We start from the raw sequence: 23,225 nt of genomic DNA on the forward strand, positions 1-23,225 counted from the left end.
TCTTCTAGAGTGAGATGAGTATAGTTCATGATGCAACTTTGACTTTGGTCGGTCGGAAGCAAAATGCTAGCTCATCTTGCTTCCTTCCAATAATTTAATCTCTGTTGCACTTCATTTGAGAATCTAAGGATCAATAAAAAACCTGCACATTGTGCAGGTTTTTTTATATATGAATTTTAAAAGTTAAAATTCATATACTCACAGTCAAAAAATTATTTTGCTGCTTTATACGCTTCGATTGAGCTAAGTACTTCTTGTTTCGCAACATCAGCACCTTCCCAACCACTTAACTTAACCCATTTACCTGGTTCTAAGTCTTTGTAGTGTTGGAAGAAATGTTCGATTTGGCTAATCAACAATGGCGGAAGATCAGTATATTCCTGAACATCTTTATAAAGCGGAGTTAATTTTTCGTGCGGTACTGCAACCAGTTTCGCATCAACACCACCATCATCTTCCATGTTCAATTTACCCACTGGGCGGCAACGAATTACTGAACCTGGTTCAACTGGGTGTGGAGTTACAACCAATACGTCAAGTGGGTCACCATCAAGAGACAAAGTATTTGGCACATAACCATAGTTTGCTGGGTAGAACATTGCAGTACCCATGAAACGGTCTACAAATAATGCATCTGAATCTTTGTCGATTTCGTATTTGATTGGTGCTGCATTTGCAGGAATTTCAATAATTACATAGATGTCGTTTGGTGCATCTTTACCCGCTGGGATATTGCTGTAGCTCATAGCATCACTCTTTAAACAAGTTAAATCTTTTTAAAAACCGCGATGATTATAACGGTTTTTGTGTATTAAATAACTTTTCGATTATACATCTGCTGAATGGAAATATGTATTTCCGCCTTTTTTCATCATTAAGTGGTGAGTTTTATCACCAATAACAATAAACAGACCGGACAAAGTAAGGACAAAGTCCAAATCACGGTGCGTAATGTGGCCCAATTGGCCAGATAGCACACGCCATAAAAAATGCGCAGAATAATGTAGGCTATACCAATACTCATGATAATTCTTTGAGGAATCACCATATACTCTGCCATTAAAATTGCAGCAATAAATAAAGGTAAACTTTCAAAACTGTTTTGCTGCACGGCATTGGCTCGTGCTGCCAGGCCTGTGGTTTTACTTAAAAATTCACGCGGATTTTGATTGTCTCTGGCTTTAAAACCTGCTGCTTTTTTTGCAATCGTGGTAAAAACATAGGGCAATAAACAGGCAATTAAGATGAGATAGATTATTCCGCTAATGCTTTGCATCTCATTTTTCTCATTAAGATTTTATGCTGCATATCATAGCATGGTGTTTTCAGAATAATTTTTGTAAATTATAGTGTTTTTATAAATCAGCAATAAGGATCCATCATGGTCAATCCTGATCAAAAAGACATGTTTGATGTACTCGATAAACAGCGTCAGCATCAACTTAAAGTGGATCGTGTACTTAAAATTGTGTTGCCAATTGTGGGATTTTTACTTTCAGTGATGTGTGCCAATTTCAATAGGCTTTCCCTTATTTTCACGATTGTTATTTCAATTCTCGCACTTTGGATGGTCGGGATTAAGCGTCAGGCCCTATGGATATGGACGACAGTAGTTGCACTCTACTGTTTGCTTGATAACTTATATAGCTATGGTGCATTTGATTTAAAAAGATATATTTATCAATTTGGTAGCATCACGAGCTTTATATGGATTATGGGTATAGCGCGCCCTTATATCGATCGTTGGTTGATGAAAGATTAAAAACTGTTTAAATCAGCTGAAAAAAAAGCGCCGATCACGGCGCTTTCTTCATTTCAGACTTATGCAGTTTTACGCAAGTCTTTACGTAAAATTTTACCAACATTCGACTTCGGTAATTCATCCATAAACTCGACATAACGAGGACGCTTATAACCGGTCAAGTTTTCTTTAGCGAAAGCCAAAACTTCTTCAGTCGTCAAAGATGGATCTTTTTTCACTACAAACAGTTTAGGCACTTCACCTGATTTTTCATCTGGCACACCAATCGCAGCAACTTCAAGCACCTTAGGGTGTTTCGAAATAACTTCTTCAATTTCTGAAGGATAGACGTTAAAACCAGAGACTAAAATCATGTCTTTCTTACGATCAACGATCTTGATATAACCACGAGCATCCATAATCCCGATATCACCGGTACGGAAGAAACCATTGGTCATAACTTTTTCAGTTTCGTCTGGACGGTTCCAATAGCCTTTCATGACTTGAGGGCCACGAATCGAAATTTCACCTTGCTCACCTAGTGGCATTTCATTACCGTCATCATCCAGAATTGCAACTTCAGTTAGTGGCAATGGAATACCAATGGTGCCGCTAAATTCAGTTGATGCTGGTGGATTTGCCGTTGCAACCGGTGAAGTTTCAGATAAACCGTAACCTTCAATAATATTGGTGCCTGTAATTTTCTTCCATGCTTCTGCAGTAGAAGGAAGTACAGCCATTCCCCCGCCCATTGCCATTTTCAGTTTGCTATGGTCAAGTTGCTTAAATTCTTCATTATTCACCAAGGCATTAAACAAGGTATTGACTGCCGGGAAGAATGAAGGTTGATATTTGCGTAACTCTTTCATCACCGCAGGCAGGTCGCGCGGGTTTGGAATAAGTACGTTCGCCTGACCTTTGTACATACCATATAATGCACACACCATGAACGCAAAGATGTGATAAAGCGGTAAAGCACAGAAAATACGATCAGTCGGTTGGCCGTCTTGAGCACCAAATTTACTTTGGAAAATGCCATCGCACTGCAACATGTTGGCAACCAGGTTACGGTGGGTTAACTCAGCACCTTTAGAAACACCTGTAGTACCACCGGTATATTGAAGTACTGCTGTATCACTTAAGGTCAGGCTTGGACGTTTGTAATTGCTGGCGCTTACTTTAGACATGGCTGCATTAAAACGAATGTGTCCTGGAATATCCCATGCCGGAATTTGTTTACGTACTGAACGTAAAACAAAATTCACCAGCGTACCTTTCAAGGTACCTAGCATGTCGCCGACAGATGCAACAACTACGTGCTTCACAGGAGTTTTACCAATGATTGCTTGGTAAACTGTTGCAAAGTTTTCCACAATCACCAGTACTTCTGAGCCAGAATCATTCAACTGATGCTCCAGCTCGCGAGAAGTGTATAGAGGATTGACGTTTACAAGTACTAAACCTGCACGGAAAATCCCCAATGCCACAACCGGATATTGAAGAACGTTAGGCATCATGACAGCCACACGTGTCCCTTTGGCCAAACCTAAACTCTGTAAGTAGGTTGCAAATTTACGGCTAGCTTCTTCCAATTCATTGAAAGATAATTTCTTATCCATAAAAATAAAGGCATCACGTGAGCCAAATTTTTGGAAATTACGTTCAAATACATCTACTAATGATGTGTTTTCAGCGGGTAATTCTACTGTTTCTGGAATCCCTGTCTTTTGGTATTCTGCGAACCAAATCTTATCCATAATGCCTATTTCTCCAATCTTAATCCTTGGTATTTAAACTGTTTTTTCTTTGTTGAACCTAGTTTTTTCCTTTTTTGCTGTTCAACAAAGCATCCATTTACACGAATTACACCATATATAGCGTATTTCATATCATGGATGCTAGTTTTATCTTTGAATGAACAGTTTATTTGCTTTTTGATATCCTCGTGGTAAGAGTTGACCTTTCGCTCCTCGCTTACCTATATATTTCTGAAGATCATCGCCTTTTAATTTTAATTGTTGCTGTCCGGCAACCACTTGAATTATTTCATCTAAATTCAACATTGTCATGGATACAATTTGATCTTTGGCTTCGAGTTGTATCAATTTATTACCTTTACCTTTATTCAGGCTTGGCAATTCTGACAAATCAACCACCAGCATACGACCAGCTGAACTGAGCAAAGCCACATGGGTCGCTTGTTCCACGACTTGCAGTTGCATGGCTTTAGCATCTTCAGGCATAGTCAGGAAGGATTTCCCTGCCTTGGCATTTGTATCTAAATGTTTAGCCTGCGTTTTGAAACCATAGCCTTTAGAACTTAAGGCTAAAATCTCAGCCTCTTCTTCGGCAATCAAGACCTGAATAAAGCCAACACCGCTCGCTGGAGACAGTTTCGAACTCAAAGGCTCACCCAGACCACGTGCTGATGGCAAACTGTTAATCGCCAAGGCATAACTGCGTCCGGTTTCATCCAGTACATAGACCCGCTGATTGGATTTACCTTGGGCATGACTTAAATACTGGTCTCCTGCGCGGAAATTCAGGTTTTCGGCGTCGACGTCGTGGCCTTTAGCTGAACGAATCCATCCAGCTTCTGACAACACAACTGTTACAGGATCTGCTGGTAACATATCCTGTTCATTAATAGCTTGAGCATCTTCACGGTGCACGATTGGCGAACGACGGTCATCACCAAACTTTTTCGCATCGTCTTTCAGTTCAGTAATAATCAGGTTTTTTAAAGATTCAGGATTGGCCAACTGTTCGCGAATAATCGCGGCACGTGCTTCCAGTTCTTCCTGCTCACGGCGCATTTCCATTTCTTCAAGTTTGGCCAAATGCCGTAACTTGAGTTCTAAAATGGCTTCCGCCTGAATTTCATCAATATTGAAGCGTGACATCAGCACTGGTTTGGGCTGATCTTCTTCACGAATAATCCGAATCACTTCATCAATATTTAAATAGGCAATGATCAAACCGCCTAGAATATGCAGGCGTTTTTCAATTTTATTTAAATGATATTGCAGACGGCGGGTGACCGTGGTTTTACGAATCTCGATCCATTCCAGCAAGATGCGGCGAATCGATTTCACCTGCGGACGACCATCGGCACCAATCATGTTCATATTGACACGATAGCTGGATTCCAGATCGGTGGTTGCAAACAGGTGACTCATCACCGCTTCGGCATCAATACGATTCGAGCGTAATACAATCACCAAACGGGTTGGATTTTGATGATCCGATTCATCACGCAGATCACTGACCAATGGCAATTTTTTTGCCTGCATTTGATCGGCAATCTGGGTAATCACTTTAGAACCGGAAACCTGATACGGTAAATCGGTAATCACGATTTCATTTCTTTCTATTTTATAGACCGCACGGGTGCGGTAGCTGCCGCGGCCTGTGGTCTGAACTTTGAGCAGCTCTTCAGGAGAAGTAATAATTTCCGCTTTGGTTGGCAAGTCCGGGCCTGGAATATATTCCGCTACTTTTTCATCCGATAGATTCGGATTGCGAATCAAGGCGATGGTGCCTTTGACCACTTCACGCAAGTTATGCGGTGGAATGTCAGTGGCCATCCCCACCGCAATGCCTGTAGTACCATTCAACAAAATATTCGGTACGCGTGCAGGCAAATTAATTGGTTCTTTCATGGAACCATCAAAGTTATCCTGCCAGTCACAGGTGCCTTGCCCCAATTCAGAAAGCAGCACTTCACTATATTGCGATAATTTCGCTTCGGTATAACGCATCGCCGCGAAGGATTTCGGATCATCCGGCGAACCCCAGTTGCCTTGCCCTTCAATAAAAGGATAACGGTAGCTAAACGGCTGGGCCATTAGCACCATGGCTTCATAACAGGCTGAGTCACCATGCGGATGGTACTTACCTAGTACATCACCGACGGTACGGGCAGATTTTTTTGGCTTACCACTATGCTTTAAACCCAATTCACTCATCGCATAGACAATACGACGCTGTACCGGTTTTAAACCGTCACTGATATGTGGCAATGCACGATCCATAATCACGTACATGGCATAGTTAAGGTAAGCTTGTTCAGTAAATTCGGCTACGGAACGATTTTCTGTCGCATGATGCACAAGGCTGGTCATAAAAGCGTGAAATCCTAAATAATTCATTTTTGTATCTACGTTGTTATGCTATGTCGCAGGTGCGGTCTACACAAGGGCAGTAACCGACACTCTGCGACAAATTGTGTCTTATGGGCTAAAAATATCCATTTTATAAGAGCCGATCAACTAAAAAATCAGCAATTTTATAAACCGATTGATTCTAGCGTTTTACCTTTGGTTTCTTCACCCAAAATCAAAATCACCGCAGCAACGGCAATGAGTACACTGGTGAACATGATAAAGACATGGCTAAAACCGTTGTCTTGCACCATCATATGAGTTACCACCAACGGTGCCACAATGCCGCCAATCCGACCAATGGCAGCTGCCCAGCCCGAACCAAAGGCGCGGATATTGGTGGGATACTGTTCTGGCGTGTAGGTATACAGCACACCCCATGCCCCCAAATTAAAGAAGGATAGCAAACAGCCCCAAATCACAATTTCAGTGACGCTGCCCGACTGCCCGAAGAAATAAGCTGACAAGGCACACATGCCAATAAAACCGGCTAAAGTCACTTTACGACCCAGTTTTTCCACCAACCATGATGCTGCGATATAACCCGGTAACTGCGCCAGAATCATGACCAAGACATATTCAAAGGACTGCACGATACTGTAACCCTGTTTCACCAGCAGACTAGGCAACCAGGTAAAAATGCCATAGTAGGAATAAACGATGCCGAACCAGATCAGCCAGAGCATGAGGGTACGGCGTGCAAATATGCTTGACCAGAGTTGAGAGAAACTAATGTTATGCTTTTCCGCTACGGGTTTGACTTCAAAGATTTCGATAACTTCAACACCGCATTTAGCTTCAATGCGTTTGACCAAGGCATGCGCTTCTTCAAAACGGCCACGGTTGATAAGATAAGGCACCGACTCAGGCACCATTTTCCAAATCACGATGGCATACAAGGCCGGTAAGCCGCCAATTAAAAATGCAGCATGCCAGTCAAATTTAGGAATCACAAAATAAGACACCAACGCTGCAACCAGCCAGCCCAGTCCCCAAAAACTTTCCAGTAATACAATAAAGCGTCCACGTACATGTGCAGGAATATATTCACTGACCAGGGTCACTGCGACGGGCAACTGCCCACCCAGACCTAAGCCGACAATAAAGCGACACACCAGTAACCAGGTCAGATTTGGCGCGAAGGCACAGGCAGCTGTTGCAATGCTATAAATGACTAAAGTCACCGCGAAAACGGTTTTACGGCCCAAACGGTCAGCCAAACCACCCGAACACACAGCCCCAATGGCCATACCGACAAAACCAATGGAGACCACCCAGCCTTTTTCCGCCGGGGCCATTTGCCAGTCTTCTGCCATTTTGGCCAAGATAAAGGAAATTAAACCTGTGTCCATGGCATCAAACATCCAGCCCAGACCGATCACCCATAACAAGGTATAGTGAAACTTACCAATGGGTAAGCGTTGTATACGTGAGACTAAATCCATAACAAGATCTCTGATTTGGTGAAAGGATAGATGCTGCTTTCCCAACAGGATTTATGATTATGCTCATTTTTATATTCTGATTTAAAGATGATGATCGCGCATTTCGTCGGTCATCAATCCGATTGAAGCAATATTTTATGACGCGTCTTTGGAAGATGCGGACTGATCATCTTCATCTTTATAAATAAATTTCGGCATTTCCAGGCCAAAATAAATCGCAAGACAGCGTAAGGAGAAACCAAAAACCAAGGTAGAAATGACGGTAACTTCTAAAGAAAAACCAATGTCTTGACATACCCAATAGCAAATCACGGAAACAAAGGAAATACTGGCATACAGTTCACGGCGGAACACGAGAGGTACATCATTACATAAAATATCACGCAGGATACCGCCTGACACACCAGTTAATACCCCGGCTACCGCAGAAACCACAAAGCCATGCCCCATCTGCAAGGCAATTTGACAGCCAATGATGGTAAAGCCGATTAAACCCAAGGCATCCAGAATCAGGAAGATGGAGCGTAAATGGCGCATCCATTTGGCAATCAGGATGGTGACAAAGGCAGCACAGCAGGTCAGCACCAGATATTCCGGATGCTTGACCCAGGTCAGCGGATAGTGACCAAGCAATACATCGCGAACCGAACCGCCACCCAGTGCAGTTACACAGGCAATCAGCGTTACCCCAAACCAATCCATACTACGCCGACCTGCCGACAGGGCTCCTGTCATGGCTTCAGCCGTAATCGCAATAATATAAATGACCAATAGCAACATTGCCCTGCTTCCAGTGAGGGTTATCGATGCGCGCTATTCTAAGGCAAATCTGGACGAAAGTTACAGAAATTGCGCACAACATTGCTTAAATTTTTTCCCGGAACCACAAATACAGGGCTGTTTCATGGTGATGTGCATATTTGTTGTCGGATCAAGGAAGTACCAGCCCCCTTCATGCTTCACAAAATGGGAAATTTCATGATGAACCTGGGCCTGTTTGCCATCATGATAATATGCCTTAAATTCGACCTGGGCATGGTTTTTATCCAGTTTTTCCTGAGCCTGAACCACCTCCAGCTTGAGCCACTGATTGGCTTTGCTCCAGTCGGCAATGGCTGCCACATCCAGCGCCTGCTGCTGGCCTATTGCTGTAGTTTGCACAATATAGTCAATTTCATGCTTGGCAAAAGCACTATAGCGTGAGCGCATCAGTTGCTCTGCCGTTTCTGCTTTGGCTTGACCCAAATGCATTGGTTGGCAACAGCTGGCGTAATCTCCTTGACCACATGGACATAAGTCTTCTGACATCAATTTTTCCCAATAAAATAGCCCGACATTGCGGGCTATTTTAATCGATCTTTGTGTTTAGCGTGCATATGGCAGCTTTGCATTAATCTTCAGCAGCCTGTCCTGTTTGCGGAATAATATGGACTTTATCAATTTTATGTCCTTCCATCGTCACCACTTCAAAGATATGTTCATCGGCTTCAAGTTTGGCGCCACTTTCAGGCAAGCGCCCCAAATGGAATAGGATATAACCGGACAAAGTAGAATACTGTTCAGATTCATCCACCAAATCACGGCCTAACAATAAGGATACATGACGAATATCGGTCGAACCTTCCAGCATTAAAGTCCCATCTTCCAGACTTTCTGCAGCGGTTTCGAATTCGTCTTCATCCGGGAATTCTCCGGCAATCGCTTCAAGCACATCAATCGGGGTAGCAATCCCTTCAATCGAGCCGTATTCATTCAGTACAATCGCCATTTGCAGCGGTGCCTGACGGAGTTGCTCCATCACCATCAAAACTTGCGCATTTTCATGCACGATGACCGGTTCACGTAAGTGACCTTCAAAATTCAGTTTTCCGGTTTCAATATATTCATTCATGACTTTATGAGTCAGCACCACACCGGCAATATTATCCAGCTCACCGTGCGCCACAATCAAACGCGAATGGGTCGTACTCAAAAGCTGCTCTTTAATGGAGGTATCATCTTCGTCTAGATCAATCCATTCCAGTTCTGGACGCGGCGTCATCACTGATTTCACCGGTCGCTCTGACAGTCCGAGTACGCCTTGCACCATCACGCTATGGTACACACCGCTGTCTTCATTAAAGACTTCATCGGCAAAGGCACGGGTCGCCAGCACATCTTCGGTTTCGCTATTTTGTGATTCACTTTTCCCGCCCAGCATACGCATCACCGCAGACGCAGTACGGTAACGCAAGTCGGTCGTTGTAACCATGCGCTCCTGATTACGGCGCATGGTTTGATTGATAAATTCAACAATGACCGAGAAACCAATGGCAGCGTATAAATAGCCTTTAGGGATATGAAAACCGAACCCTTCCACAATCAGTGAGAAACCGATCATCATCAAGAAGCCGAGACACAGAATGACCACAGTCGGATGCTTGTTGACGAAATCCATCAACGGTTTCGATGCCCAAAGCATAATGCCGACCGCAATCACCACCGCAATCATCATCACCGACAGGTCTTTGACCATACCGACCGCAGTAATCACACTATCCAGCGAGAATACCGCATCCAGCACCACAATCTGGACTATCACCATCCAAAACGCTGCATGCACCGGGTTTTCTTCTTTTTGCGGTTGAGCGCCTTCTATACGCTCGTGCAATTCCATGGTGCCTTTAAACAGCAGGAATACGCCACCCAACAGCAGAATCAGGTCACGACCAGAAAAAGGATGATCAAAAATATGGAACAGCGGATGGGTTAAGGTCACTACCCAGGCAATGGATGCGAGTAGAATCAAGCGCATACCCAAAGCAAGCAACAACCCGACGATACGGCCGGCATTACGTTGTTCTGGAGGCAGTTTTTCCGCCAAGATTGCAATAAAGACCAGGTTGTCGATACCTAGGACAATTTCTAAAACCACTAGCGTTGCCAGTCCAATCCAGGCCGATGGGTCTGACATCCATTCGAAGATCATTGGATGTGCTCCTGCGTGGTAGGAAGGACAGATTTTAGGATATTGCTATTAAAATCGCTGAATATTCTGTGAACAGCATTCTGTATAATTTTTGCGGAAGAATTGAGATGTTCAGAGTGACGACAACCACTACCCATTTTGATTCATTTGTTGGAAAACAGATTTTTAGTATAACAAGATGAAGTAGAAATTCATCCTTTTTTCAACCCTGCTGCGCTTTTCTCTCACCAAGTTTCAACAAATTGTTGCAAAGTCACGAGCAGGTATCCAACCGAGTTGTCATATTTGATTGTTAAGCTAGAGCCTGAAAAAATAAAGTGCTATGGTAAAAAATATAATGATCAACAACGTATTAAAAATGACTCCTAAACATAACAATCCCTCTCCTAAAACCACTCAACCTCTCATCGCCCTGTATTGTGGTTCACGTACAGGCAATAAACCGATTTATCAAGAAAAAGCCATTGCACTGGCTCAGGGTCTGGCAGATTTAGGCTTCGGCATGGTCTATGGCGGCGCCAGTATAGGCCTTATGGGGCAAGTCGCCGATGCCGTCCGAGAACGTGGCGGTGAAACCGTCGGGGTCATTCCCGAATTTATGCTCGATTATGAAATTGCGCATCATCAGCTGACCGAACTGCATATTGTCAAAAACATGCATGAGCGCAAAGCCATGATGGCTGAACGTGCCAGTGCCTTTGTGGCCTTGCCGGGCGGCTTGGGCACCTTTGAAGAAATTCTGGAAATTGCCACTTGGGGACAACTGAATCAGCACCAAAAACCGATGATGCTGTATAACGTGAATGGCTTTTATAATGCCCTGATTGCCCAGCTGGATCATGCGGTTGAAGAAGGCTTTTTACCACCGCAGCACCGGGCGAAACTGATTGTTTGCCAGCATGCCGACCAAATCGTGAATGCCATTAAAAATCTGGGCGCTCCCAAACACTTTGCGATTTAACCCCCATCTCTTAAAACTAAAAAGCGAGCCTAAGAGCTCGCTTTTTTATTTCTTGCTGGTTAACCTGAAACCAGTTGATAAAACCACGGCAGTACGGTGGCTAACACAATACTCATGATTAAACCGACCATTAGCTTCATCGCATCTTTACTGACATTACGCGAAGTCCGGTATTTATTCACCTCTGCCAGATGCATCGACATGGCAAATTCCCGACCAGCCAAGAGACCCAAGAACACCCAGGTGGTACTCATCGGAATATTGCTCCATTCCTTAAACACCAATAAAATCAAGGCATAAATAAAGTCAATAATGGTCGCAGAACGAATATCCGCCACACCGGTTTTGGTGTCGATAATTTTTTGGATGGCCCCACCACGTTGGTAGAAAATCATGCCCAAAAGAATGATAAACACCAAAATCGCAAAAATTAAAAATTCTAATGGCACCTGACGCGGTACATAAACAAAGATATTAGCCAGATCCTGAATCAGCCACTGACTCCACAGAAAAGCCGTAGAGACCCACTGCACCCCAATCCAGATATGCGAAGGTTTACGATCCCGAGTCTTACTAAAATAAACAGAAATCCCTTTAATCACAAAGCGATAAACAATAATCGCCACCACAAATGCAACTGCATACCCCATCATGGATTTGGTCAGCATGGAGCTTAAACTGCTCGGTGAGAAAATGGTCAGCACGAGAAATGTGGTACTGACTGGAATTCCATATTTGGTTAAAAGAATCAGTAAGATAGGTGGAACAATATACAACCAGGTAATGCCCGATTCAGGAAAGGGAATGGTTTCCAGACGTCCATAGGAGGCATCACCCACACCTGATGTCCACCAGCCATACAGCAGAACTACCGTTAAAATACTGCTGGTATATAACCACAGCACCCACCAGGGACGATGGGCATTGGATGAAATAAAGGTTCCTAAGGTTTGAGGTACATCATTTCCGACAATTGAATAAGCGGCCAGACAGAAGCCTACAATCATCAAAATTTCAATTGTCATAAAAAAAGAACACCTTTGCCATAAAGAAAAAGCCCTTCAATAAATGAAGGACTCCGGCGCATTATGACAGTTTATCTAGTGTTGATACAATTTAGTGCAAAAATTTTATCTAGACTAAAATAAAAAACTTAAATAAAACAAATGTTTTAATTGGCAATTATTTCAATTTAATTTGATAAACCGCTGTCGTGCCACTGACTTCATTACCTACAACCAGTAAAGGCTGACCATTTGGAGAATCTTTAGCTGCAATGAAAATCAGACCTTCAGGACCTAAATCACCTTGTTTGGCGCTATCTGTTTGACTAACATCCCGGTCATTAAAATATTGGACAAATTTAGCGTGCTGAGGCTGGCTAATGTCATACACCATAATACCGCTGGCACGTTCTAGCCCAATAAATGCAAAAGTCTTTTTGCCCATCTTACCCAAAGCAATACCTTCAGGTTCAGGCCCTTTATTGTCACTGCGATCATCAAACTTAAAGACTTCGTGGTTGCTATTAAATTGATTCGGAAACAATTCCGCAATTTTTCGTTCAAACTCACTGCCAGAATCCCAGACAATTTGACGAGTTTCCGGATCGACAATACTAAAGGAACGACCACCATAGGCATAAAGCTTGTTATATACCAATTTACCATTATCAAGCACAGGCTGCCCCGCAGCGTCCCGTTTAAAGCCCTGTGTCCAACTAATAGTCAAGCGACCAATTTGTGAATCCTTAATCAAGTTTTCCGCACAGACTTCATTAGCATCAGTTGTAGTACAAGGCTTAAATACTGTTGCATCTAATTTTGCCCCAGTCACACCGGGAACCAAATGGCGTAAGTGCGCGGCATAATCACCTTTCAAATCAAAACCCGCCTTTTTAAACAAATGCTTGATACGGATTTCTTCGGCATAGCCTTGGGTTAAATCATCGCCTGTGAAGTATTTCCCTTCATCTTTCAGCCATTCGCGTGCATCGCCCTCATTGGCAGTGACCAAATAGCTTTTACCATTTACCTGATAATGTGCAATCGCATCTGGCATATACATCCCATACAAGCCTGGCCAAGATCGAATATTAATCATCCCGGCATCCTTGTCACAGCTGCTAATTAAAACACCCTGACTATCTGTAGCTCCAACAACACAATCGCGGTCGCTGCCATCCAAGGCATTATCAGGCAAACCATGATCTTTGCTGCCCATAGGGAAAATATCGACAAATTCATCTTTGGCCAAATCCAGTATGGCAATGGCATTATTTTCCTGTAAGCTCACCCATGCTGTTTTGCCATCTGAACTTATCGCAATATATTCAGGTTCTAAATCCTGCGCCACGCTTGTAGTTTGCAGACCTTTAGTTGCAACCTCACTATAAAGTTCTGTTGCAGGGCCAAAGATGCGTACACCGGCGTCAAGTAAACTTTGTTTCTTGGTATTCCACGCCTGAAAATTAGCTGTTTTAACTGTCGGCTTGCTAATGTCTTTGACATTAATAATACTCACAGATCCTTCAGGATCTACTGCATAACCTTCATTCGGTTCACCTTCATTGGCGACAAGAACCTTTTGACCATCTGGACTAAAGGTCAACATATCCGGTAAAGCACCCACCTGCACCTGGCTGATAAAACTTAAATCCTGCGCTTTAAAAAATGCCACGATACCAGGTTGGGTTTTGTCCTCTGCCTGAACCGCCAAAGCCACAATGCCGTTATGCACGGCCACACTATTGACTTCCGAATTGGCCAAGTATTTTTTCGCATCCAAGGACTGGATATATTTCGGCTGGTTTGGCTGTTTAAAGTCCAATACATCAACCACACCTTCTTTGGCATTGACCACAAAAATACGTTGGCTTTTAGCATCATAGGCCGGGATTTCTGCCGCGCTTGCACCAAATATCCCAGATTCATAACGGCCTATGCGTACCAATTCTATACTCTCAGGTGTGCTTTCCTCGATAACCGGAGCTACCGTTAGCTGGGTGTTATTGTCGCTCTCATTACATGCAACCAATCCCACCGAAAGCATTGCCATCATCAATACTGAAATCTGTATTTTCATGTTTTAGTTCATCTTTTATAAAAAATATGAATAATTTATAAACAATGCATTGCAATGACATGAACGTTTTATTGCAGTTTTTTTGCAATCCCCACACTAAATTGTGAAAAGGTTTTACTACAACACAATCTGTATATTCATTTAAACTATTTAAAAAATTCGCTTTTATTATTTATGAACGCCACGCCCTCACATCAAGCCCTACAACCTGAATTTCGACTGCTGGTCTTGTTGGTCTCGATTGGTTTTTTTATGCAGGGCTTGGACACCACCATTGTCAACACCGCGATTCCTGCGATGGCTGTAAATTTAGGGGAAGACCCGCTGCAGATGCATAGTGTCGTGGTGGCCTATGTGCTTTCCGTGGCCGCTTGCATTCCCTTGAGTGGCTGGCTGGCAGACCGTTTTGGGGTTAGAAATACCTATTTTAGTGCCATTATTGTCTTTACTCTGGCATCGCTGGGTTGCGGGCTGGCGAGTAGTTTGAATGAACTGCTGTGCTTCCGGGTACTGCAAGGGATTGGCGGTGCTCTGTTACTCCCAGTCGGCCGTCTGGCGATGCTGAAAGTCATTCCGCGCACCCAGTTTTTATCGGCCATGAGCTTGATGAGTCTGGCCGGTTTGGTTGGCCCCCTAATTGGTCCAACACTGGGTGGATGGATGGTTGAAGTGGCCTCATGGCACTGGATCTTTTTAATTAATATTCCCATGGGCGTGTTGGGCTGTCTGATTACTTTCAAAGCCATGCCGAACGTGACTGAGCCTAGCGTCAAGCAATTTGATTTTTCCGGTTTTATTCTGCTAGTGACTGCCATGGTCGGACTGTCACTGGGCATTGAAAATTTTGCCAGTCCGCATCAATCCTTATGGTGGAGTATTGGACTGGTGATTGCAGGTGTAGTGGCGGCGTTCCTGTATGCCTTGCATGCCCATACTCATCAAAATGCGCTGTTCCGCAGTAAATTGTTTAGCAATCAAATTTATGCGATTGGCATTGTCGGGAATTTCTTTGCCCGCCTCGGTGGCAATGCCATGCCCTTTTTAATTCCCCTAATGCTACAGGTGGCCTTTGATTTTGAACCTTTTATTACCGGCCTGTTGATGATTCCTACCGTATTGGGCTCGCTAGCCTCCAAACCGATTATTCGGCAGATTATCCAGCGCTTTGGCTATCGTAAAGTATTACTGGTCAATACCTTGCTGGTCGGTGCCTGCATCGCCAGTTTTGCCCTCACGACGGCTGAAACCCCAATCTGGTTACGCGCTTTGCATTTCTTTATTTTCGGCATGCTGAATTCCTTGCAGTTTGTGTCCATGAATACCCTGACTTTGAAGGATTTACCACAACAAGATGCCAGTAGCGGTAACAGTTTCCTGTCCATGATCATGATGGTGTCGATGAGTATTGGCGTGGCCTTGGCCGGAACATTAGTCAATCTGTTTACTGCGTATTACGGCGCTGAACAGGTGGTGACCGCTTTCCATGCCACCTTACTGGTCTTGGGTAGCATTAACCTGATTACCGCTACTATTTTCTGGCGCATTCCACGTCACACCCCTGTATAATTCGAATCACTACAGCGTGGTCTGAAATTCAGATCATGCGATCCCACTCACAAGACGCATCACAAACGATTTTATGCCGAAAAAACGATTAGCCAAGAAAAATCATCGCAAGCTTTATGCCTCCTGCGCAGGCTTGGTGCTCACGTGTGCGGCCATCGTCTTGTATGTTTTTGTGTTGCATCATAATCCGGCCTCGGCAGAGGAATATCCGGTCAAAGGTTTTGATGTCTCGCATCACCAAGGCGAGATTCAGTGGAAACAGATTTCCCCAAAGACCTATCAGTTTGTCTATTTAAAAGCCACTGAAGGTGGAGATTTTAAGGATCGTAAATTTCAGGACTATTGGCTAAAAGCCCGTGAAAGTGGCTTAAGAGTGGGTGCCTATCATTTTTACCGCTTATGCCGGGATGGTGAAGTTCAGGCGCAAAATTTTATTGAAACCGTGCCCAATAAGGCCGATGCGCTACCGCCGGTGATCGATCTGGAATATGACAGCAACTGCATCAACACCTACACAAAGGAACAGTTGCTCAAAGAAATTCAGGTCATGCATGATCGTTTGTATCGACATTATGGCAAACAGCCGATTTTCTATATTTCAAAATCCTTCTATAACATTATTTTAGCGGGTGAATTTAAGCAGACACCGCTCTGGGTACGTGAATATCATGGCAAGCCCGATTTAAAAGGCAATCCGACATGGCTGTTCTGGCAACATACTAATCAGGGCACCATTCAAGGGATTCCTAAACAGGTGGACTTGAATGTGTTTAATGGTGACCAGTCGGACTGGATTCGCTTTTTAGAACGTAATCATATCTACATGCCAAAAAATGTTGAAAATTTATCCAAAAAATAACAACATAAGCCAAATCTCTATTCACAATAAAAACAAAAACTTCTTCAGAACAGGACATAATGACCATGAAAAAAGGTTTATGGATTTCCTTGGGAATTGCCATTCTCTGTGTAGTGGCTGTGCTGGTTTTTCTACTGCAACCTTCCGGTCAGGTATCCAGTTTTCAGAAGTGGCAATATCAGCCCTCTAAAAAACCCGCAGCTGCATCTGCGCTGACCGTGAAATTCTTTGGTGCCTCGACACTGCTTTTTAATGATGGTAAAACGCAAATTTTAATGGATGGTTTCTTTAGCCGCCCTTCCCTTCGTCAGGTACTGTTTTCAAAAATCCAAAGCCAGCCTGAAGTCATTCAACAGATGATCCAACAGCAGAAGTTACAGCGTACCCAAGCCATTTTCGTGACCCACTCCCACTATGATCATGCCCTGGATATTGCCGAACTGGGCAGACAGCTTCCTCACAGCACAATTGTCGGTTCCAAAAGCAGTCTCAATATTGCACGTGGCGGGCAAGTTTCAGAACAACAGCTACTTCAGGTTCAGCCTTTTCAGCCACTCAACTTTGGTGCCTTCAAAGTCACGGCCATTCCTTCACGGCATACACCCGCAACTGCGGTTAATAACGATTTGGGCGAAGAAATCCTGCAGCCATTGAAACAGCCTGCCCGTTTTTCTGAATTTAAAGAAGGCCATAGTTTTGATTATTTAATTGAGCATCAAGGCTATAAGGTTTTAGTCAAAGCCAGTACAGGTGCCGTACCAGAACAACTGAAAAATTTAAAGGTCGATACTTTATTTTTGGGTATTGCCCAACTTTCACGTCAGTCGGAAGAGTTTCAGCAAAACTATCTGGATCAGACCCTCAGAGCCTTAAAGCCTAAAGTGGTGGTGCCGATTCATTGGGACAACTTTTTCAGTCCTGTCGATCAGCCCTTAGCGTTTTTGCCCTATCTGGCAGACAATACCGAGCAAAGCTTGAACATACTCCTTCAGGCAGCCGAGCAACAAAACACCCGGCTGGTTTTACTCAGTCAACCTGTGTCGTATCCACTTGATCCTGCACTACAATCTGATTCAGGAAGATGAGATACTCAAACCCAGAGCCTAGTAGCAGAATTTAGGACTGCATGAGAAAAATCATTCACATCGATATGGATGCCTTTTTTGCATCTGTGGAACTCAAAGACCGACCCGAGTTAAAGCATGTACCGGTGGTAGTTTCTTCGAATCATCCACGTGCCGTGATTTGTGCCGCATCCTACCCTGCGCGTGAGTTTGGTTTACGTTCTGCCATGTCGATGGCTCAAGGCCGAAAACTGTGCCCGCAAGTGGTGGTGATTGAGCCTAATTTTGAAAAATACCGTGCCGTCTCCGCCCAGATTCATCAAATCTTTCAGCGTTATACGGCCCTGATTGAACCTCTCTCTTTAGATGAGGCTTATCTGGATGTCACTGAAAACCTGCAAAATATCGCCAGCGCAACCGAAGTGGCCATGCGTATCCGGGAAGATATTTTCCAGACCACGGGCCTGACTGCATCTGCCGGGGTCGCACCAAACAAGTTTTTGGCCAAAATCGCCTCGGACTGGAATAAACCGAATGGCATCTGCATCATTAAACCCTCACAAGTACAACATTTTATTCAGGATTTGCCACTGAAAAAAATTCCCGGGGTAGGTAAAGTCACCCAAGAAAAATTGAAAAATTTGCAGCTAGAGACCTTGGGCGACCTACAAAGAATTGATGAAAATATCCTGATTCAACAGTTTGGAAAATATGGCCGGCAACTTTTTCTCTATGCCCAAGGGATTGATGAACGACCGGTTCAAGCCGAACGTGAACGCCAACAGATTTCCAAAGAGACCACCTTTGGCGATGATCTGACCCTGCTGCAATGTCAGCCCTATTGGGCTCGATTGATTGAACAAGTCTGGGCCAGTCTGGACAGGAAACAGCTGTGCGCTCGCGGTGTATCCGCTAAATTAAAACTAAAAAATTTCCAGGTTTTACAGCACAGTAAAAGCTTTAAACAGCCACTGGAAAATCAGAACCAATTAAATGCCGTACTGCAACAACTACTGATGGAAATGCATATTCCGGAACATTTTCAATTTCGTCTGATTGGGGTTGGGGTTTACCAACTTGCCGATCAGCAAGATCAGTCCCAACTTTCGCTGTGGTAAGCAGTTGAGTGTTTTTCAACCAAAAGAATAAAATTAGACCAATTGGTTACACACAAATGTGATTTTTGCGGTACTCTATGGGCGCGATACATTTATCCATGTAGACGCCGAGATGCTAAAAATCACCTTTACTTTTAGCATACTGTCCTGTGATTGGCGTGACGATCAAATCCGAATATTACAGGGCAACTCTGTTATCAATCATGGAACTCCTTCCGCCTGTCGCGTCTGCACATCTCTATAAATTTCTCAAAACAGCACATTTAAAGCCTTTCCAGTCGTTTGCTTGAGGTTGCTGATAGTGGCTACAATTTTCCAAGTTTGGACATTTTGCTGCCTTTGTTTTTACAGGCCGATTTTTCCCAGATGAATGACAATATAGGCCTCTTTACTGCTACCCTGTAGGGCAAAAATTCAGGATTCATTTCATGACTGTTCAACGTTTGCATGTTTCTAAACGCTTCTCTGAAATTGCGATTTCAGGCAACCTGGTTCATCTTGCAGGCCAGCTGGCGAGCGATTTTGATTTAGATATTAAAGGACAAACTCAACAAACGCTGGATATCATTGATCAGTTTCTTGCCGATGCTGGCACAGACAAAAGCCAGATCATGTCAGTGACCATTTATTTAAAAGACATTGAAAAAGATTATGCAGCCTTTAATGAAGTTTGGGATGCCTGGGTAGCAAATATTGAAGCACTCCCCCGTACCTGCGTTGAAGCCAAGCTGTATGACCCGCGTGTTCTGGTTGAACTCACTGTGACGGCTGTACGTCGTGCAAATTAAGTATTAAAAAATAAGCATGAATCGTGCTGATTCATGCTTATGCTGACTTAGCCCAAAATCCGGATTTTCTTTCGATCTAGGTTCGGATAAAAGTCATACTTTTTTATGGAATCTGCTGCCGATCGGTCAAACTGCTGATGCGTGGTTTTTTCAATCAGAAAATCTTGTCTTAATTGATAATACTCAGGTACATCTTCATAGCGGATGACACGATAACCCGCCATTTCTAAAAGCGCATCCTGATATTGTGCATTTTGAGGACGTCGTAATGCCATTGGATCATCCAACGTAATAATGGCGGACACCTGATAATGTTTATCCAGCACAACAAAATCTGCCACCATATTGCGATATTTATGGCGTGTGCGAGAATATTTGGTCGTTAATAGCGCATCAAATGAAACATGAGCAAGTACCGTACTTTGCGGCAATATCTCTTTAAGTCGGGTAAATGTAATTTGTTCGCTAATATTAAAAATAGCTCTTTGTTTCAATGCACTATCTTGCTGTTTAGTATTGCTTTCGAGACTTTTCCAAGCCATAAACAACACGCACATAAGGAGTAAACTCCCGACCAAAATGTAAATCATCATCCTCTTAGTCCTTTAAATTTTTATAATCTTTCCGGTGTCACACCGATTTGTTATGGAATTCAGTATACAACTCTTATTTTTATTAAATATTTCAAGTAAACAAATTGCATTTAATGATGACGAAATCATCATAAAAGCTGACAAAAAGTTGCACTGATTTTATGTTCATTATATATGTCTAAATTAAATCCGTTATTAGACACTCAAAGTACTCTATCCTAAGGCTGAGCGCGGATGCAACACTACTTTTGGCTATTGTCCTACAATTCCGACGAGCTGTTTAAAGATTATTGATTATTAACCAAGATTAAAAAAAGGACGCCAAAGCGTCCTTTTTTCTAGCCCAATCAAGTTCTTGATTTAGGCTTGGATTTGCCTTTTGACTTACTGCCAGTAAACGGTTTTTTATCTCCTGTTTCACGTGGTGGCAAGCCAGTATGCTGGGTCAACATCTGCCCTTTTTTCGGACGCTTGTTCTGGGTTTGATCATTAGCATTAGCATTCCGCGATTGGCTGCGGGCCGTATTTTCACCAGTGCGTTTTTGCGAATCACCCGCGATAGTTGAATTTTTCTTACGCGCCGATTGATACTGCCCGTCGGTACTTCCCGCAGGTTGATAGGTCGGAATCAAATGATGTTTTGAGTTGCCAATCAAATCCTGACGCCCCATCTCTTTCAGCGCGTCACGCAGCATTGGCCAGTTGTTGGGATCATGATAACGCAAGAAGGCTTTGTGCAAACGACGACGTTTCTCGCCTTTAACGATGTCCACCTGTTCAGTATAGCGCGCAACTTTTGCCAACGGGTTTTTACCGGTGTAATACATGGTAGTTGCAGTGGCCATTGGAGATGGATAGAAGGTTTGCACCTGATCGGCACGGAAACCATTCTTTTTCAGCCAAATCGCAAGGTTCATCATGTCATAGTCGGTGGTTCCCGGATGCGCCGCGATGAAATAAGGAATCAGGTACTGCTCTTTACCCGCTTCCTTACTGAAACGGTCAAACATTTGTTTGAAACGGTCGTAAGTCCCAATCCCCGGTTTCATCATCTTGGATAATGGACCTTTTTCGGTATGTTCAGGTGCAATTTTCAAGTAACCGCCGACGTGATGGGTCACCAATTCTTTGACATATTCAGGATTCAATACTGCAAGGTCATAACGTAGACCAGAACCAATCAGAATCTTCTTGATGCCTGTAATCGCACGCGCTTTACGGTACAACTGAGTCAATGGCGCATGATCGGTATGCAGGTTTTGACAAACGCCCGGATACACGCAAGAGGGTTTACGACAGTTCTTTTCAATTTCAGGATCTTTACAGTGCAAACGGTACATGTTTGCCGTCGGACCACCAAGATCCGAAATAATGCCGGTAAAGCCTGGAGCCGTGTCACGAATTTTTTCCACTTCGCGCAGAATTGATTCTTCAGAACGGTTTTGAATAATGCGGCCTTCATGTTCCGTGATCGAACAGAAAGTACAGCCGCCAAAACAGCCACGCATGATGTTCACAGAGAACTTGATCATATCGAATGCTGGAAAGCGTGCCTTGCCATAAGCTGGATGTGGCAGACGTGCATAAGGCAAGTCAAACACATAATCCATTTCTTCCGTGGTGAGTGGAATTGGTGGCGCATTCAGCCACACATCACGTTCACCATGCTTTTGCACCATTGCACGTGCATTGCCCGGATTGGTTTCCAAGTGCAGAATCCGGTTGGCATGGGCATATAAAACCGGATCATTGGCCACTTCTTCAAAGGCCGGTAAACGAATCACCGCGAGTTCGCGTGGCGGCAATTTATGTTTAATCGCTTTAGATGAGGGTTGCAGCTGCACAATTTGGGTATCCGCATCCAAACTGTCCCCTTCACGGACAATTGGATTCGCCACGGCTTCTTTTTGGAAACCTTGATATTGAGTCAGGCTATTCTCTTTGCCCTTTTCGATTTCGCAGCCGTCCAAATCTTCCGTCATCACATACGGGTTGATGATCGGATCAACGCGGCCAATTGTGTCGACATCATTCGATGCAATTTCGACAAACTTGGCTTTGGACGCACGGTTATTTTTATTGACGATAAATGCCGTACCCCGAACATCGGTGATATCGGTAATTTTTTCGCCTTTCGCCAAACGATGCATCACTTCAACAATGGAGCGTTCGCCATTACCGTACATCAACAAATCAGCTTTCGAGTCCATCAACACTGAACGACGTACTTTGTCTGACCAATAGTCATAGTGGGCAATACGACGTAGCGATGCTTCGATGCCGCCTAACAATACCGGCACATCCGGATAGGCTTCACGCACACGCTGGCAATACACCGTTGCCGCACGGTCTGGACGTTTATTCGGTTGGTTATCTGGTGAATAGGCATCATCTGAACGGATTTTACGATCTGCCGTATAACGGTTGATCATCGAATCCATGTTGCCTGCAGTTACGCCCCAGGCAATATTCGGTTTACCCAAGGCCCGGAAAGCCTCGACATTGGTCCAATCCGGCTGAGCAATAATACCGACACGGAAACCTTGGGCTTCAAGCGTACGCCCGATAATGCCTGAACAGAATGAGGGATGATCAATATAGGCATCACCACAGACCAAAATAAAGTCACAGCTGTCCCAACCGAGTTGATCCATTTCCTCGCGTGACATCGGCAAAAATGGCGCAGGATCAAAACATGACGCCCAATATTTGTCGTAATCAAACAACGCTTTTGGCGCAGTCTGCATGGTATAAGCAGTAGACATGGCTAGCAATTCTCGGCTGGCAGATGGAAGACCTGAAATGTAGGTCAAAGATGAAAGCCGATCATTTTACCATGAATTTCATTCATCTTGCTTGATTATAATTTGTACAA

Annotated in this window: 19 protein-coding genes; 7 read left to right on the forward strand and 12 right to left on the reverse strand. The window is 43.8% G+C overall.

Features of this window, described 5'->3' with window-relative positions:
* Positions 1 to 212: 212 nt before the first annotated feature.
* Both ppa and FB6_RS12375 read right to left on the reverse strand, forming a co-directional pair.
* Complete coding sequence (ppa, locus tag FB6_RS12370) at positions 213 to 746, reverse strand: inorganic diphosphatase (RefSeq protein WP_174560285.1); 534 nt, start codon at positions 744 to 746, stop codon at positions 213 to 215.
* A gap of 128 nt (positions 747 to 874) precedes the next feature.
* On the reverse strand, positions 875 to 1,276 hold the full coding sequence (locus tag FB6_RS12375; RefSeq protein WP_174560286.1) for an MAPEG family protein: 402 nt from the start codon (positions 1,274 to 1,276) through the stop codon (positions 875 to 877).
* A 105-nt stretch (positions 1,277 to 1,381) separates the two neighbouring features.
* Between FB6_RS12375 and FB6_RS12380 the strand changes: the two genes are divergently transcribed.
* Positions 1,382 to 1,762 (forward strand): hypothetical protein, encoded by a 381-nt coding sequence (locus tag FB6_RS12380; RefSeq protein ID WP_174560287.1) that lies wholly within the window; start codon positions 1,382 to 1,384, stop codon positions 1,760 to 1,762.
* A 59-nt stretch (positions 1,763 to 1,821) separates the two neighbouring features.
* On the opposite strand, the gene FB6_RS12385 is transcribed toward FB6_RS12380, so the two are convergent.
* The 6 genes from FB6_RS12385 to FB6_RS12410 all read right to left on the reverse strand — a co-directional run bounded on the left by FB6_RS12385 (position 1,822) and on the right by FB6_RS12410 (position 10,317).
* Positions 1,822 to 3,498, reverse strand: coding sequence for an AMP-binding protein (locus FB6_RS12385; protein ID WP_174560288.1), 1,677 nt, complete (start codon positions 3,496 to 3,498; stop codon positions 1,822 to 1,824).
* Between the two features lie 147 nt (positions 3,499 to 3,645).
* Complete coding sequence (gene parC / locus FB6_RS12390; protein ID WP_174560289.1) at positions 3,646 to 5,865, reverse strand: DNA topoisomerase IV subunit A; 2,220 nt, start codon at positions 5,863 to 5,865, stop codon at positions 3,646 to 3,648.
* A gap of 164 nt (positions 5,866 to 6,029) precedes the next feature.
* Positions 6,030 to 7,349, reverse strand: a complete 1,320-nt coding sequence (gene niaP / locus FB6_RS12395; RefSeq protein WP_174560290.1) for a niacin transporter NiaP — start codon at positions 7,347 to 7,349, stop codon at positions 6,030 to 6,032.
* A 135-nt stretch (positions 7,350 to 7,484) separates the two neighbouring features.
* Entirely contained in the window at positions 7,485 to 8,129 is a 645-nt protein-coding gene (locus FB6_RS12400; RefSeq protein ID WP_174560291.1) for a trimeric intracellular cation channel family protein, read from the reverse strand.
* 60 nt (positions 8,130 to 8,189) lie between these two features.
* Positions 8,190 to 8,657 (reverse strand): YchJ family protein, encoded by a 468-nt coding sequence (locus FB6_RS12405; protein ID WP_174560292.1) that lies wholly within the window; start codon positions 8,655 to 8,657, stop codon positions 8,190 to 8,192.
* An 82-nt stretch (positions 8,658 to 8,739) separates the two neighbouring features.
* Positions 8,740 to 10,317, reverse strand: a complete 1,578-nt coding sequence (locus tag FB6_RS12410) for a TerC family protein (protein WP_174560293.1) — start codon at positions 10,315 to 10,317, stop codon at positions 8,740 to 8,742.
* A gap of 337 nt (positions 10,318 to 10,654) precedes the next feature.
* On the opposite strand from FB6_RS12410, the gene FB6_RS12415 reads away from it, so the two are divergent.
* Complete coding sequence (locus FB6_RS12415; RefSeq protein ID WP_217427343.1) at positions 10,655 to 11,278, forward strand: TIGR00730 family Rossman fold protein; 624 nt, start codon at positions 10,655 to 10,657, stop codon at positions 11,276 to 11,278.
* Positions 11,279 to 11,337: 59 nt separating this feature from the next.
* Here the strand turns inward: FB6_RS12415 and FB6_RS12420 are convergent, their stop codons facing one another.
* Positions 11,338 to 12,303 carry a hypothetical protein gene (locus tag FB6_RS12420; protein WP_174560295.1) on the reverse strand — a complete coding sequence of 322 codons (966 nt, stop codon included), beginning with the start codon at positions 12,301 to 12,303 and terminating at the stop codon, positions 11,338 to 11,340.
* A gap of 157 nt (positions 12,304 to 12,460) precedes the next feature.
* Positions 12,461 to 14,362, reverse strand: a complete 1,902-nt coding sequence (locus FB6_RS12425) for a choice-of-anchor I family protein (RefSeq protein ID WP_174560296.1) — start codon at positions 14,360 to 14,362, stop codon at positions 12,461 to 12,463.
* Between the two features lie 174 nt (positions 14,363 to 14,536).
* Here FB6_RS12425 and mdtD point away from each other — a divergent pair, with 174 nt between their 5' ends.
* The 5 genes from mdtD to FB6_RS12450 all read left to right on the forward strand — a co-directional run bounded on the left by mdtD (position 14,537) and on the right by FB6_RS12450 (position 19,757).
* Entirely contained in the window at positions 14,537 to 15,928 is a 1,392-nt protein-coding gene (gene mdtD, locus FB6_RS12430) for a multidrug transporter subunit MdtD (protein WP_174560297.1), read from the forward strand.
* A gap of 73 nt (positions 15,929 to 16,001) precedes the next feature.
* Positions 16,002 to 16,787, forward strand: a complete 786-nt coding sequence (locus FB6_RS12435) for a glycoside hydrolase family 25 protein (RefSeq protein WP_174560298.1) — start codon at positions 16,002 to 16,004, stop codon at positions 16,785 to 16,787.
* 59 nt (positions 16,788 to 16,846) lie between these two features.
* The gene (locus tag FB6_RS12440; protein ID WP_174560299.1) at positions 16,847 to 17,872 is read left to right on the forward strand and encodes an MBL fold metallo-hydrolase; all 1,026 of its coding nucleotides are present in this window, start codon (positions 16,847 to 16,849) and stop codon (positions 17,870 to 17,872) included.
* 41 nt (positions 17,873 to 17,913) lie between these two features.
* Positions 17,914 to 18,969 carry a DNA polymerase IV gene (gene dinB / locus FB6_RS12445; protein WP_174560300.1) on the forward strand — a complete coding sequence of 352 codons (1,056 nt, stop codon included), beginning with the start codon at positions 17,914 to 17,916 and terminating at the stop codon, positions 18,967 to 18,969.
* A 428-nt stretch (positions 18,970 to 19,397) separates the two neighbouring features.
* Positions 19,398 to 19,757, forward strand: coding sequence for a RidA family protein (locus tag FB6_RS12450; protein WP_174560301.1), 360 nt, complete (start codon positions 19,398 to 19,400; stop codon positions 19,755 to 19,757).
* Between the two features lie 47 nt (positions 19,758 to 19,804).
* On the opposite strand, the gene FB6_RS12455 is transcribed toward FB6_RS12450, so the two are convergent.
* Together FB6_RS12455 and FB6_RS12460 are read right to left on the reverse strand one after the other, a co-directional pair.
* Positions 19,805 to 20,350, reverse strand: coding sequence for a DUF2726 domain-containing protein (locus FB6_RS12455; protein ID WP_174560302.1), 546 nt, complete (start codon positions 20,348 to 20,350; stop codon positions 19,805 to 19,807).
* A gap of 347 nt (positions 20,351 to 20,697) precedes the next feature.
* Entirely contained in the window at positions 20,698 to 23,115 is a 2,418-nt protein-coding gene (locus FB6_RS12460; RefSeq protein WP_174560303.1) for a YgiQ family radical SAM protein, read from the reverse strand.
* Positions 23,116 to 23,225: the final 110 nt, after the last annotated feature.

The organism is Acinetobacter bouvetii (assembly GCF_902753875.1).
GTDB classification, from domain to species: Bacteria; Pseudomonadota; Gammaproteobacteria; order Pseudomonadales; family Moraxellaceae; genus Acinetobacter; species Acinetobacter bouvetii_A.

Excerpts from the sequence above, each read along its gene's own strand:
- FB6_RS12385 (WP_174560288.1), bottom strand. The coding sequence starts at position 3,498 with ATGGATAAGATTTGGTTCGCAGAATACCAAAAGACAGGGATTCCAGAA.
- FB6_RS12435 (WP_174560298.1), top strand. The coding sequence starts at position 16,002 with ATGCCGAAAAAACGATTAGCCAAGAAAAATCATCGCAAGCTTTATGCC.
- FB6_RS12440 (WP_174560299.1), top strand. The coding sequence starts at position 16,847 with ATGACCATGAAAAAAGGTTTATGGATTTCCTTGGGAATTGCCATTCTC.
- FB6_RS12405 (WP_174560292.1), bottom strand. The coding sequence starts at position 8,657 with ATGTCAGAAGACTTATGTCCATGTGGTCAAGGAGATTACGCCAGCTGT.
- mdtD (WP_174560297.1), top strand. The coding sequence starts at position 14,537 with ATGAACGCCACGCCCTCACATCAAGCCCTACAACCTGAATTTCGACTG.
- dinB (WP_174560300.1), top strand. The coding sequence starts at position 17,914 with ATGAGAAAAATCATTCACATCGATATGGATGCCTTTTTTGCATCTGTG.
- FB6_RS12460 (WP_174560303.1), bottom strand. The coding sequence starts at position 23,115 with ATGTCTACTGCTTATACCATGCAGACTGCGCCAAAAGCGTTGTTTGAT.
- parC (WP_174560289.1), bottom strand. The coding sequence starts at position 5,865 with ATGACCAGCCTTGTGCATCATGCGACAGAAAATCGTTCCGTAGCCGAA.
- FB6_RS12420 (WP_174560295.1), bottom strand. The coding sequence starts at position 12,303 with ATGACAATTGAAATTTTGATGATTGTAGGCTTCTGTCTGGCCGCTTAT.
- ppa (WP_174560285.1), bottom strand. The coding sequence starts at position 746 with ATGAGCTACAGCAATATCCCAGCGGGTAAAGATGCACCAAACGACATC.
- FB6_RS12450 (WP_174560301.1), top strand. The coding sequence starts at position 19,398 with ATGACTGTTCAACGTTTGCATGTTTCTAAACGCTTCTCTGAAATTGCG.
- FB6_RS12455 (WP_174560302.1), bottom strand. The coding sequence starts at position 20,350 with ATGATGATTTACATTTTGGTCGGGAGTTTACTCCTTATGTGCGTGTTG.
- FB6_RS12425 (WP_174560296.1), bottom strand. The coding sequence starts at position 14,362 with ATGAAAATACAGATTTCAGTATTGATGATGGCAATGCTTTCGGTGGGA.
- FB6_RS12375 (WP_174560286.1), bottom strand. The coding sequence starts at position 1,276 with ATGCAAAGCATTAGCGGAATAATCTATCTCATCTTAATTGCCTGTTTA.
- FB6_RS12400 (WP_174560291.1), bottom strand. The coding sequence starts at position 8,129 with ATGTTGCTATTGGTCATTTATATTATTGCGATTACGGCTGAAGCCATG.
- FB6_RS12415 (WP_217427343.1), top strand. The coding sequence starts at position 10,655 with ATGATCAACAACGTATTAAAAATGACTCCTAAACATAACAATCCCTCT.
- niaP (WP_174560290.1), bottom strand. The coding sequence starts at position 7,349 with ATGGATTTAGTCTCACGTATACAACGCTTACCCATTGGTAAGTTTCAC.
- FB6_RS12410 (WP_174560293.1), bottom strand. The coding sequence starts at position 10,317 with ATGATCTTCGAATGGATGTCAGACCCATCGGCCTGGATTGGACTGGCA.
- FB6_RS12380 (WP_174560287.1), top strand. The coding sequence starts at position 1,382 with ATGGTCAATCCTGATCAAAAAGACATGTTTGATGTACTCGATAAACAG.